Below are 11,033 nucleotides of genomic sequence, written 5' to 3'. Positions count from 1 at the left end.
TGCGTTTCCGGCTGATCAGGAAAGGCTTCCTGGCTAGTCAGGTACGCCTATTGACCCTGCGTGCATGATGTTTGGCGTGGCAACGGAATCGCGTGTGGGGCGACGACGCCGGGCGGCCCCGGTGACCTATGACAGCCGGCCGGTGAATCCGCGCGAGTTCATACCCGTGGCGGCCCGGCCGTCGCATGCGGCGCCGATTTATCCCGGCGATCTGCCCGAGCGCGGCGAGGCCATTCAGGCGCTCACCCGCGAGGTGCTGATCCGGCGCTCGCTCGAGGTGTCGCCGACCGCCTTCATCACGATCATCAGCATCATCCAGGGTGTGGCGCTGGGACTGCTCGCGCAGAACGCGTTCGCCCGCCCCGGGCTGCTCGTCGCCGTGCAGGCGGTGACCATGCTCCTCGTTCTGGTCACGGTTTTCTATTTCTACTTGACGATCAGCATTCTGTTGCGCTGGGCACCCTCCTTTCTCGACTGCCTGCTGCCGTTCGGCATCGCCGGGCTGGAGATACCCGGCGCGTTCTTCCTCGGCAATACGCGCGCCTGGAATCTGTGGCTCGGCGCGTTCTGGTTCGGCACGTTCGTCGGTTTGTGGATCACTAAGAAATGGTCGCCGCCGTCGCACTTCGGCGACGAGATCGACGCCCATCGCACGCTGCACGACATGCTGCACGAGTTGCGGCTGACGGCCGGCACGGGCGCGCTCGCCGTGGGCTGGTGCGGGCTGTTCGCCGTGCTGATGCCGGCCGGTCAACTGTTCTGGGGGCTGCTCGGGGCCGGGGTCGTGCTGGCCACGGTGGTCATGGTGGTCGCGCGCACCGAGCTGCGGTCCTCGCAGATCCACGCCCACTACGGCGTCAATCGGCCACCGTTCAATTGAGACGGAAATCGTGTAATGATCGCGGCATGAGGCGGCGAGGCATAGCCGACGTCATCGGCCGGCGTTACGACGAGTTCTTCCGCGAGCGCACCCCCGTGCCGTTCGAGGTCGTGGACCGCGACGGCACCACACACAGTTTCGGCGTCGGCGGCGACGCTCCCCCGCGCTACACGGTCATCGTGCGCGACGACGACGGCCGCGACGCGCTGACCTCCCTCGATCAGCTCCAGGTCGCGCTGGCGTACCTCCGAGGTCATCTCGACGTCGACGGCGATCTGGCCGCGGCGCTGAGCATGCGCCAGTTCTTCTCCGACATCCATCCGGTCGCCTTCCTCGGGCGCTGGATGCCGTCGCTGTGGCACGGCAAGACGGAGCACGACAACCGGGCCATCTCCCAGCACTACGACGAGGACTCCGACTTCTTCCTGACCTTCCTCGACACCCGGCACCGCTGCTACACGCAGGGCGTGTTCGCCGCCGACGACGAGCCGCTCGAGGAGGCGGTGACCCGCAAGCTCGACATCGCGCTCGACGCCATCCAGGTCAAGCCGGGCGACCGGGTGCTGGAGGTGGGCGGCGGCTGGGGCGCCTTCTCCGAGCACGCGGCCCGGCGGGGCATCGACGTCACGACGGTCACCCTGGCGGCCGAGTCGGAGCGCTTCCTCAAGGACCTCTTCGACCGCGAGCAGCTGCCGGTCACCGTGGTCCGCGAGCACATCCTGCGCTATCAGAACGACCGCCCTTTCGACGCGATCGTGAACATGGGCGTCACCGAACACCTTCCGGACTACCGGGCAACCCTTCAGACGTACGCCCGTCTGCTGCGCCCGGAGGGCCGGGTCTATCTCGACGCTCTGGCCATGAGGCGCAAACACACCGCTTCGACCTTCTTCAAGCAGTACGTCTACCCGGGCCGCTCGGCGCCGCTGCTGCTGCACTCCTATCTCCGTCACGTCGCGCACTCGCCGTTCGAACTGCTCACCGTCGAGGACGACCGGCACAACTACTTCCTGACGTGCCGGGCCTGGGCCCAGCGCCTCGACGCCCGCCGCGAGGAGATCGTGGCGCGCTGGGGCGACGAGCTCTACCGCCGCTTCCGCATCTTCCTGTGGGGTTCGGCGTCGGGCTTCGACACACGCATGGTGCAGGCCTACCGCTGGACGCTACGGCTCACGTAGACGTTCGAGACGGGTCCACCGGGCCCAGCCCCGCTCGCGCATCAGCGCCAGGAGCCGGGTCACCCGGGGATCCGTCTCGACGGCGAGGGCGTCGAGCAGGTCGAACGGCGTGTCGTCGGTGGACCCGCTGTAATCGGCCAGCCCGGCCGGGATCCACTGCGCGATCTCCTCGGGCCAGCGCGCGGCCATGAGGATCCACCCGTCCCGCTCGGCCGCGATCAGCCCCGGCGACGCGCCGAGATGCCGGAGGCGGTCGAGATAGCCGACCACCACGTCCGGCAGCACCAGGCTGTCGCCGGCGGCGAGCTGCGCGATCTGCTTGCGGCTGCCCTCCAGCCGGACGATCTCGTCGCGGAGCCGGTCGTCGATCGCGCCGACCTGGCCGGCGAACGTCGCCGCGTCGGCCTCGAGCATGCCGCGGATGTGCGAGAGCGGCACGCCGGCGTTCGCGAGGGTACGGATCTTGATGAGGGCGACGACGGCCCTGGCACCGTAGCGGCGGTAGCCCGACGCGTCCCGCTCCGGCTCGGGCAGCAGCCCGACCTGGTGGTAGTGCCGCACGGCGCGCACCGTGACACCGGCGTACTCCGCCAGCTGGCCGATCGTCAGCATGCTCTCACCTCTTACGGCGGTGGATCAGGTTCGCGACGGCATAGGCGACCACCAGGATGCCAGCACACCACGCGAGGGCGGTCCAGACGCCGGCGCCGGCCGGCTGCCGGGTGAACAGGTCGCGCAGGGTGTCGACGATGGAGGTGACCGGCTGGTTCTCGGCGAAGGCGCGCACCGGGCCCGGCATGGTGGCGGTGGGCACGAAGGCCGAGCTGACGAACGGCAGGAAGATCAGCGGGTAGGCGAACGCGCTGGCGCCGTCGACGCTCGTGGCGGTGAGGCCGGGAATCACGACCAGCCAGGTCAGGGCCAGGGTGAACAGGACGAGGATGCCGGTGACGGCGAGCCAGGCGCCCAGCCCCGCGCTCGTGCGGAAGCCCATGATCAGGGCGACCCCGACGACCAGCGCGACCGAGATCAGGTTGGCCAGCAGCGAGGTCAGCACGTGCGCCCAGAGCAGCCCCGAGCGGGCGATGGGCATCGACTGGAAGCGCTCGAAGATGCCGCTCCGCAGGTCGGAGAAGAGCCGGAAGGCAGCACTACGGTGTCGTACATCGTCGCTCAGCCCTTCCCTCGGACGACGGCGAGGAAGGCGTCCTCCAGGGTGGGATGCAGTTCCTTGACCTCGGCCGGAGTGCCGTCGACGGCGATGCGGCCCTCGTGCAGGATCGCGATCCGGTCGGCCAGCTGCTCGGCCTCGTCCAGGTACTGGGTGGTCAGCAGGACCGTCGTCCCGCCGGCGGCGAGCTCCTGGACGGCCTGCCACACCTCCAGGCGCGCCTCGGGGTCGAGCCCGGTGGTCGGCTCGTCGAGGAAGATGACCGGCGGGTTCCCGATCAGGCTCATCGCGATGTCCAGGCGGCGGCGCATGCCTCCGGAGTACGTCGCCACACGGCGCCCGCCGGCCTCGGCCAGCGAGAAACGCCTCAGCAGCTCGTCCGCGACCGCGCCGGGACCGGGCACCCGCCGCAGCCGGGCCACCAGCACGAGGTTCTCGCGGCCGGTGAGGATCTCGTCGACCGCCGCGAACTGACCGGTCAGGCTGATCGCCGCGCGGACGGCGGCCGGCCGCTCGGCGACGTCGAAGCCGTTCACGCGGGCGGCGCCACCGTCCGCCTTGGCCAGTGTGGAGAGGATCCGCACCACCGTGGTCTTGCCCGCTCCGTTCGAGCCGAGCAGGGCGTGGATGCTGCCCCGCGCGACGTCGAGGTCCACGCCGCGCAGCACGCGCAACTGCCCGTACGACTTCTCCAAGCCCTGTATCTCTATCGCCATGCTCATGGCAGCAGTGTCGAAGGTTGACGCTGCGTCAGGGTCAAGCTCGATCGAGGTGGGTTCGCAACGCGGCGGCGATCTCGGCCGCGGCGGCGATCTGCGCAGGGGTCAGCGCGTCGACGAACAGCTCGCGGACGGCCTTCAGATGGGGGACGGTGGCCGCGTCGAAGGCCGCCGTGCCGGCGGCGGTCGGCCTCACGAACGCGCCCCGGTTGTCGGTGGCGCAGTCCTCGCGCCGGATCAGCCCGCGGCGCTCCATCCGGCCGAGGTGGTGGGAGAGGCGGCTGCGTTCCCAGCCGATGTGGGCAGCGAGATCCGACGAGCGCATTTCCGACATCTCACTCAAGGCCAGCATGACCGAATAGTCGCCCGGCGACAGCCCGGTCTCGTCGTGCAGCCTCCCGCCCACGCGCGAGCGGAGCGCCTCGGTGGTCTCGATGAAGTCGCGCCACGCGGCGAGTTGGTCCCGGGTGGGCAGCTTGCGGGTGCCGGGCATAAATCGAAACCTCCGGTAGTTGACGTGTCCAGCATAAGCGATTGACACGTCAATTATTCCTGGGAGCAGTCATGATCCTCGGTCTGGACAACTTCGGCGACGTACCCGCCGGCCTGACCCACGCGGCCGCCATCCGGCAGGTCGCCGACGAGGCCGTGATGGCCGACGAGCTGGGCGTGGACGCCATCGCGCTCGGCGAGCACCACCGGCCCGAATATTCCATCTCCACCCCGGAGACGGTCCTCGCGGGCATCGCCGGCCGGACCAGGCGCATCAAGCTCGGCTCGGGCGTGACGGTGCTCAGCTCGGACGACCCGGTGCGGGTGTTCCAGCGCTTCGCCACCGTCGACGCGCTGTCCAACGGCCGGGCCGAGGTCATCCTGGGTCGCGGCTCCTTCACCGAGTCGTTCCCGCTGTTCGGCTACGACCTGAGCGACTACGACGTGCTGTTCGAGGAGAAACTCGACCTGTTCGTGAAGCTGCTCGACGAGAAGCCGGTGACCTGGTCCGGCACGACCCGGGCGCCGCTGGTCGACGCCGACGTCTTCCCCAAGACCGAGTCGGGCCGGCTGGCCACGTGGGTCGGCGTCGGCGGCTCGCCGCAGTCGGTCGTCCGCACGGCCCAGCACGGTCTTCCCCTCATGCTGGCCATCATCGGCGGGCAGCCGGAGCGCTTCGCCCCGTACGTCGACCTCTACAAGCGCGCGACGGAGCAGCTGGGCACCCAGGAACACCCGGTCGGCATGCACTCCCCCGGCTTCATCGCCGACACCGACGAGCTGGCCCGGGAGAAGTTCTACCCGTACTACAAGGAGCAGCGGGACCGGATCGGCGCCCTGCGCGGCTGGCCGCCCCTGCGCCGCTCGGAGTTCGACGCGGAAGTGAACCACGGTTCGCTGTACGTGGGGTCGCCGGATACGGTTGCCCGCAAGATCGCCCACGCGATCACGACGCTGGGCGTGGGGCGTTTCGACCTGATCTACACGGTCGGGGCGCAGCCGGTTAGCGACCGTTCGCGCGCCGTCGAGCTGTTCGGCTCGAAGGTCGCGCCCATGGTCCGCGACATGATTTCGGAGAACTGATGACGACCGTAGGCATCCTCGGCGCCGGCAAGCTCGGCACGGTGCTGGCCCGGCTGGCCGTGTCGCACGGCTACGACGTGCTGGTGGCCGGATCCGGCGACCCCGCGAAGATCGCACTGATCGTCAAGATCATCACGCCGGGCGCGCAGGCCGTGACCGCGGCCGAGGCGGCCGCGCGGGCCGACATCGTGATCCTGGCCCTGCCGCTGGGCAAGTACGGGACGCTGCCGGTCGAGGCGCTGCGCGGCAAGACCGTCATCGACGCGATGAACTACTGGTGGGAGGTGGACGGCATCCGCGACGACCTCACCGACCCGCGCACCTCCTCCAGCGAGATCGTGCAGGCCTTCCTGCCGGACTCGCGTGTCGTGAAGGCGTTCAACCACATGGGCTACCACGACGTGGAGGGCGAGTCCCGCACGGCGGGCACGCCCGGCCGCAAGGCGATCGCGCTCGCCGGGGACAACCCGTCGGCCGTGGCCGAGGTGGCCGGGTTCATCGACACGCTCGGCTTCGACCCCGTCGTCGCCGGGTCGCTGGCGGAGGGCGTACGGATGGAGCCCGGAACCGAGCTCTTCGGGGCCAACACCGGCGCCGGCGAGGTGACAGCCATGCTGGCCCGCTTCGAGGAGTCGGAGAGGGGCCGGGCCGTCACCGCCGCCCGGCGTTGACGGAGGCTTCGCAACGTTGCGATAGTTTTCGAATGAGTGGAGATCAGCGGCGGGCCACCCTGGCGGCGGTGGCCCGCGAGGCCGGCGTCTCGGTGCCGACCGTCTCGAAGGTGGTCAACGGGCGGACCGACGTGGCGCCCGAGACCCGGGCCCGCATCGCGGCCCTGCTGACAAGGCACGGCTACGTGGGGCGGGCCCAGGCGGTGGCGCCGGCCGGTGTCCGCACGGTCGACCTGATCTTCGACGGCATGGAGACGCCGAACAACCTGAAGATCCTCAGAGGGGCCATCAGCGCCGCCGCCGAGGAGGACGTCGATGTCGTGGTGGGGCTCCCGCCGGCGCGCCGGCAGAGCGCGCACCGCGCGGGCATCGTGCTGGTCACCTCGAGCATCACGTCGAAGCAGTGGCAGCACTTCACCGAGCGGGGCATCCCGATCGTCACCATCGACCCGCACGACGTGCCGTCGGCGGAAGTTCCGAGCGTCGGGGCCACCAACTTCCAGGGCGGCATGGAGGCCACGGCCCACCTCACCGGGCTCGGCCACCGGCGGGTCGGCTTCATCGAGGGACCGCCCGAGCGCGGGGTGAGCATCGCCCGGCTGCACGGCTATCAGGCCGCGCTGTCGCAGGCCGGCGTCACCCACGACCCCGAGCTGGTCCGGGCCGGCCCGTTCACCTTCGACGCCGCCTTCACGGCCGGCATCGCGCTGCTGACCTCGGAGAACCGGCCCACGGCGATCTTCGCCTGCAACGACACCCTGGCCCTGGGCGCCATGGAGGCGGCCCGCACGCTGGGCCTGCGCATCCCCGAGGACGTCAGCGTGGTCGGCTTCGACGACATGCCGGTCACGCAGTGGTCGGCGCCGCCGCTGACGACCGTGCGGCAGCCGTTCGCCGAGATGGGCCGGGTGGCCGTGCGGCGCCTGCTGCGCCTGGCCGCCGGGGAGTCGCTGGACTCGCCGCGCGTCGAGCTCGCCACGGAGCTGATCGTCCGGAAGTCGACCTCGAAACTTTCGAGCATTGACTGACAATGTTTCGCAAAGTTACGTTGGGCCGGTCCTCCTTCACGAAAGGCCTGACATGACGCTCCTCCATGTGGCGACGACCGGTTCCGACGACGCCGAGGGCTCGGAGAAGCAGCCCCTGCGCACCATCAACCGGGCCGCCGAGCTCGCCCGCCCCGGCGACACCGTGATCGTGCACGCCGGCGAGTACCGCGAGTGGGTCACGCCGCGCCGCGGCGGCCTCAGCGACGCGCGCCGCATCACCTACACGGCCGCCGAGGGCGAGCACGTGGTGATCAAGGGCTCCGAGCGGATCACGAACTGGGTCGCCGAGAACGACGGCGTCTGGCGCGCCGAGGTTCCCAACTCGCTCTTCGGGCAGTTCAACCCGTACGCCGAGGAGGTCGCCGGCGACTGGATCGTCTACCCGGCCGGCGCGCCCCACAAGCACCTCGGCGACGTCTACCTGAACGGCAAGAGCTTCTACGAGGCCGCCTCCCGGGCCGACCTCGACAACCCGCCGGCCCGCACCACCGTGCTGGACAACTGGACCGCCGTCGACGACCAGGTCCGCGACGTCGAGCAGACCCAGCTCGTCTGGTTCGCCACCGTCGGCGCCGAGACCACCACCATCTGGGCCAACTTCCAGGGCGCCGACCCCAACGCCGAGCTGGCCGAGATCAACGTGCGGCGGTCGGTCTTCTACCCGCTCGTGCCGCACCTGAACTACATCACCGTGCGCGGCTTCGAGCTGGCCCAGGCGGCCACCCCGTGGACCCCGCCCACGGCCGACCAGCCCGGCCTGATCGGCCCGAACTGGGCCAAGGGCTGGATCATCGAGGACAACGTCATCCACGACGCCAAGACCTCGGCCGTCTCGCTCGGCAAGGAGGCATCGACCGGCCACAACTACGCCACCGAGCGCCGCGACAAGCCCGGATATCAGTACCAGCTCGAGTCGGTCTTCTCGGCCCGCCAGATCGGCTGGGACAAGGAGCACATCGGCTCGCACGTCGTGCGCCGCAACACCATCTACGACTGCGGCCAGAACGGCGTCGTCGGCCACCTCGGCTGCGTCTTCTCGACGATCGAGGACAACCACATCTACAACATCGCGCTCAAGCGCGAGTACTACGGCTACGAGATCGGCGGCATCAAGCTGCACGCCGCGATCGACGTGCAGATCCGGCACAACCGCATCCACGACACGTCGCTCGGCATCTGGCTCGACTGGCAGACCCAGGGCACCCGGGTCACCCGCAACGTGTTCTACAACAACAACCGCGACCTGTTCATCGAGGTCAGCCACGGCCCCTTCCTGGTCGACCACAACGTGCTGGCCTCCAAGGCGTCGTACGAGTCGTTCAGCCAGGGCGGCGCGTTCGTCGGCAACCTGTTCGCCGGCACCGTGCGCCTCGAGGCCGTGATGGACCGGGCCACGCCCTATCACCAGCCGCACAGCACCCAGGTCGCCGGCTACGCCTACATCCGGGGCGGCGACGACCGTTACGTCGGCAACGTCTTCCTGGGCGGGGAGCTTTCGCAGGCGTACGGCCAGGGTGGGGACGGCAAGGCGGTTCCGTCGTACGGCCTGACGGGTTACGACGCGCATCCGGCGTCGTTCGCCGAGTACCTCCAGCGGATCGAGGAGCAGCCGCCGGGCGACCACCAGCGCTACCTCGACGTGCTCCAGGCCGTCTACGCCAAGGGCAACGTCTACGCCACGGGCGCCACGCCGTTCGCCGGCGAGACCGACCCGCACGAGATCGGCGACGCCACCTTCCGCGTGACCGAGGAGGGCGACGAGGTCTACCTCGAGACCGACCTGCCGGCCGCGTTCGACCAGGCCGGCTTCGTCACGGTCGGCGGTGGCGACTTCGAGCGCGTCCGGTTCGCCGACGCCGACTTCGAGGAGCCGGACGGCACCCCGGCCGTCATCGACGTCGACCTGAACGGCGCCCGCCGCCCGGCCGGTTCGGCGGCCGCGGCCGGCCCGCTGTCGGCGCTGGCCTCCGGAAACACCCGCACCCGCATCTGGTGATCCGCGCGGCCCGGTAGCTTCGGCTCCCGGGCCGCGTCTCTGGATTGAACCGGGCGCTTTTTCATCCGTTGTCAGGATGTCCGTTGCGCGCCCGCCGTCCAGAAAGAAGTCATGACCCAGCCTCCGATCAGCATTTTGGCCGGCCGTTACAAGCTCCTGAGCCCGCTGGGGCAGGGCGGGATGGGCAAGGTCTGGAAGGCCCACGACGAGCTGCTCGACCGTGACGTGGCGCTCAAGGAGATCGCGCCCGACGGGGTCGGCGCGGACGAGCTGGGCGACCTGCGGGAGCGGGCCATCCGGGAGGCGCGGGCCATCGCCCGGATCGACCATCCGCACGTGGTGCGCATCTTCGACGTGGTCGAGCACCAGGGCTCGCCGTGGATCGTGATGGAGCTGATCCGGGCCCGGTCGCTGTTCGACGTGGTGAACGAGGACGGGCCGCTGGAACCGCGGCGGGCGGCCCAGATCGGTCTCGACGTGCTGGGGGCGTTGCAGGCGGCGCACCGGGCCGGGATCCTGCACCGCGACGTGAAGCCGGCCAACGTGCTGGTCGCCGCCAACGGCCGGGTCGTGCTGACCGACTTCGGCCTGGCCATGACGGCCGGCGACTCGGCCATGACGCGGACCGGGGTGATGCTGGGCTCACCGTCGTACCTGGCCCCGGAGAGGGCACACGACGAGCCGGCGTCGGCCAAGTCCGACCTGTGGTCGCTGGGGGCGACGCTGTTCGCGGCGGTCGAGGGCAGGCCGCCGTATCAGCGCTCCTCCCCCATGACGACGCTGGCCGCCCTGATGGTGGATCCGCCGTCGGCCCCGGAGCGCGCGGGAGCCCTCGAGCCGGTCCTGGAGGCGTTGCTGGAGAAGGATCCGGCCCTGCGGGCCACCGCCGAGGAGACCGAGGATCTGCTGCGGTACGTCCTGTCGCAGTCACCCACGCCATCGCCCACGCCCACACCCACACCCGCACCGTCGTCGCCGCCGTCGCCGTCGTCCGAGGTGCCACCGGTCCCGCCGGCGCCGCCGACCGTGGAGATGCGGGCCGCCGCGCGGCGGCGGCCGAAGGCCGTCGTCGTGGCGCTGCCGGTGATCGCCACCGCTGTCGCGGCGGCGTCGATCATCGCGGTGGCCACGAGTCGGGGCGCCGGCGAGCCGGTCGCTCAGCCGGCGGCGAGCGGGGAGCCGTCGGTTGCGCCGACGATGGCCGCCTCGGCCCCCGTCCGGCCGGTCGCGGTGCCGCCTCCCTCGGTGAAGGCGTCGTCCGCTCCGAGCCGGCGGCCGAGCGCGACCCCGTCGAAGCCGGCCCGGGTGAGCGCGCAAGCGACCCCGGCCAAGACGCCCGTGCCGGCGAAGACCACCACGGCCGCGGCGCCGAAGCCCACCACGGTCCGGGTGAGCTTCGAGGCCGAGTCGTACACCGACAACCACGGCACCGAGGACTCGTTCCCCGACGGGGCCAGCGGGGGCCGGGTGGTCGGCAAGACCGACAACGGCGACTACGTGGGCTACGGGAACCGTTCGGTGGCGGGCATGCGGCGGGTGAGCCTGCGCTACGCCGCCGGCGACGACGCCACCGACGTCGAGCTGCGGGCCGGGTCGGCCACCGGCACCGTGCTGGCCCGGATCACGCTGGCCCGCACCGCCGACTTCTCCACGTTCGCGACCACGACGGCCACATTCACCGCGAGTGGCTCGGGAGCGCCGTATCTGGTCTTCCTCGGCCCGAAGGCGTCCGACATCGACGTGGTGACCCTGTCGTCCTGAGCGACGGGACTGACCGCTAGTGTTCCGGGCCGC

At 70.5% G+C, this 11,033-nt stretch carries 10 protein-coding genes and 1 pseudogene; 7 read left to right on the top strand and 4 right to left on the bottom strand.

What is annotated here, in order from left to right; all coding sequences use genetic code 11:
* The first annotated feature begins 76 nt into the window (after positions 1–76).
* Together ACQP2X_RS17925 and ACQP2X_RS17920 are read left to right on the top strand one after the other, a co-directional pair.
* Entirely contained in the window at positions 77–880 is an 804-nt protein-coding gene (locus ACQP2X_RS17925) for a hypothetical protein (RefSeq protein WP_498698377.1), read from the top strand.
* A 26-nt stretch (positions 881–906) separates the two neighbouring features.
* Positions 907–2,058: a class I SAM-dependent methyltransferase gene (locus ACQP2X_RS17920; protein WP_498698376.1), complete on the top strand. Its 1,152-nt coding sequence runs from the start codon at positions 907–909 to the stop codon at positions 2,056–2,058.
* On the opposite strand, the gene ACQP2X_RS17915 is transcribed toward ACQP2X_RS17920, so the two are convergent.
* The 4 genes and pseudogenes from ACQP2X_RS17915 to ACQP2X_RS17900 all read right to left on the bottom strand — a co-directional run bounded on the left by ACQP2X_RS17915 (position 2,044) and on the right by ACQP2X_RS17900 (position 4,441).
* Positions 2,044–2,670 (bottom strand): MerR family transcriptional regulator, encoded by a 627-nt coding sequence (locus tag ACQP2X_RS17915; RefSeq protein WP_498698374.1) that lies wholly within the window; start codon positions 2,668–2,670, stop codon positions 2,044–2,046. The two genes, ACQP2X_RS17920 and ACQP2X_RS17915, sit on opposite strands and share 15 nt — an antisense overlap.
* Positions 2,671–2,674: 4 nt before the next feature.
* Positions 2,675–3,205: pseudogene (locus ACQP2X_RS17910) on the bottom strand (ABC transporter permease); the annotation flags it as partial.
* Between the two features lie 26 nt (positions 3,206–3,231).
* Entirely contained in the window at positions 3,232–3,951 is a 720-nt protein-coding gene (locus tag ACQP2X_RS17905) for an ABC transporter ATP-binding protein (RefSeq protein WP_498698373.1), read from the bottom strand.
* A gap of 34 nt (positions 3,952–3,985) precedes the next feature.
* The gene (locus tag ACQP2X_RS17900; protein WP_498698371.1) at positions 3,986–4,441 is read right to left on the bottom strand and encodes a MarR family winged helix-turn-helix transcriptional regulator; all 456 of its coding nucleotides are present in this window, start codon (positions 4,439–4,441) and stop codon (positions 3,986–3,988) included.
* Between the two features lie 71 nt (positions 4,442–4,512).
* Between ACQP2X_RS17900 and ACQP2X_RS17895 the strand changes: the two genes are divergently transcribed.
* The 5 genes from ACQP2X_RS17895 to ACQP2X_RS17875 all read left to right on the top strand — a co-directional run bounded on the left by ACQP2X_RS17895 (position 4,513) and on the right by ACQP2X_RS17875 (position 11,000).
* A complete protein-coding gene (locus ACQP2X_RS17895) occupies positions 4,513–5,523 on the top strand; it encodes an LLM class flavin-dependent oxidoreductase (RefSeq protein ID WP_498698370.1) in 1,011 nt (336 codons plus the stop codon).
* Entirely contained in the window at positions 5,523–6,194 is a 672-nt protein-coding gene (locus tag ACQP2X_RS17890) for an NADPH-dependent F420 reductase (protein ID WP_498698368.1), read from the top strand. Before ACQP2X_RS17895 ends, ACQP2X_RS17890 begins: the two co-directional genes overlap by 1 nt.
* Before the next feature lie 32 nt (positions 6,195–6,226).
* Positions 6,227–7,222: a LacI family DNA-binding transcriptional regulator gene (locus ACQP2X_RS17885; RefSeq protein ID WP_498698365.1), complete on the top strand. Its 996-nt coding sequence runs from the start codon at positions 6,227–6,229 to the stop codon at positions 7,220–7,222.
* Positions 7,223–7,274: 52 nt separating this feature from the next.
* On the top strand, positions 7,275–9,239 hold the full coding sequence (locus ACQP2X_RS17880) for a right-handed parallel beta-helix repeat-containing protein (RefSeq protein ID WP_498698363.1): 1,965 nt from the start codon (positions 7,275–7,277) through the stop codon (positions 9,237–9,239).
* Between the two features lie 111 nt (positions 9,240–9,350).
* Positions 9,351–11,000 carry a protein kinase domain-containing protein gene (locus ACQP2X_RS17875; RefSeq protein WP_498698361.1) on the top strand — a complete coding sequence of 550 codons (1,650 nt, stop codon included), beginning with the start codon at positions 9,351–9,353 and terminating at the stop codon, positions 10,998–11,000.
* Positions 11,001–11,033: the final 33 nt, after the last annotated feature.

This window comes from Actinoplanes sp. CA-131856 (genome assembly GCF_050956135.1).
Taxonomy (GTDB): Bacteria; Actinomycetota; Actinomycetes; order Mycobacteriales; family Micromonosporaceae; genus Actinoplanes.
The sequence above is the reverse complement of the archived record's forward strand: the minus strand, read 5'-3'. Positions and strand labels throughout refer to the sequence as shown.

What these genes read in the sequence shown, in the direction of transcription:
- ACQP2X_RS17900 (WP_498698371.1), bottom strand. Translation starts at nt 4,441, where the DNA reads ATGCCCGGCACCCGCAAGCTGCCCACCCGGGACCAACTCGCCGCGTGG.
- ACQP2X_RS17895 (WP_498698370.1), top strand. Translation starts at nt 4,513, where the DNA reads ATGATCCTCGGTCTGGACAACTTCGGCGACGTACCCGCCGGCCTGACC.
- ACQP2X_RS17885 (WP_498698365.1), top strand. Translation starts at nt 6,227, where the DNA reads ATGAGTGGAGATCAGCGGCGGGCCACCCTGGCGGCGGTGGCCCGCGAG.
- ACQP2X_RS17920 (WP_498698376.1), top strand. Translation starts at nt 907, where the DNA reads ATGAGGCGGCGAGGCATAGCCGACGTCATCGGCCGGCGTTACGACGAG.
- ACQP2X_RS17890 (WP_498698368.1), top strand. Translation starts at nt 5,523, where the DNA reads ATGACGACCGTAGGCATCCTCGGCGCCGGCAAGCTCGGCACGGTGCTG.
- ACQP2X_RS17915 (WP_498698374.1), bottom strand. Translation starts at nt 2,670, where the DNA reads ATGCTGACGATCGGCCAGCTGGCGGAGTACGCCGGTGTCACGGTGCGC.
- ACQP2X_RS17880 (WP_498698363.1), top strand. Translation starts at nt 7,275, where the DNA reads ATGACGCTCCTCCATGTGGCGACGACCGGTTCCGACGACGCCGAGGGC.
- ACQP2X_RS17905 (WP_498698373.1), bottom strand. Translation starts at nt 3,951, where the DNA reads ATGAGCATGGCGATAGAGATACAGGGCTTGGAGAAGTCGTACGGGCAG.
- ACQP2X_RS17875 (WP_498698361.1), top strand. Translation starts at nt 9,351, where the DNA reads ATGACCCAGCCTCCGATCAGCATTTTGGCCGGCCGTTACAAGCTCCTG.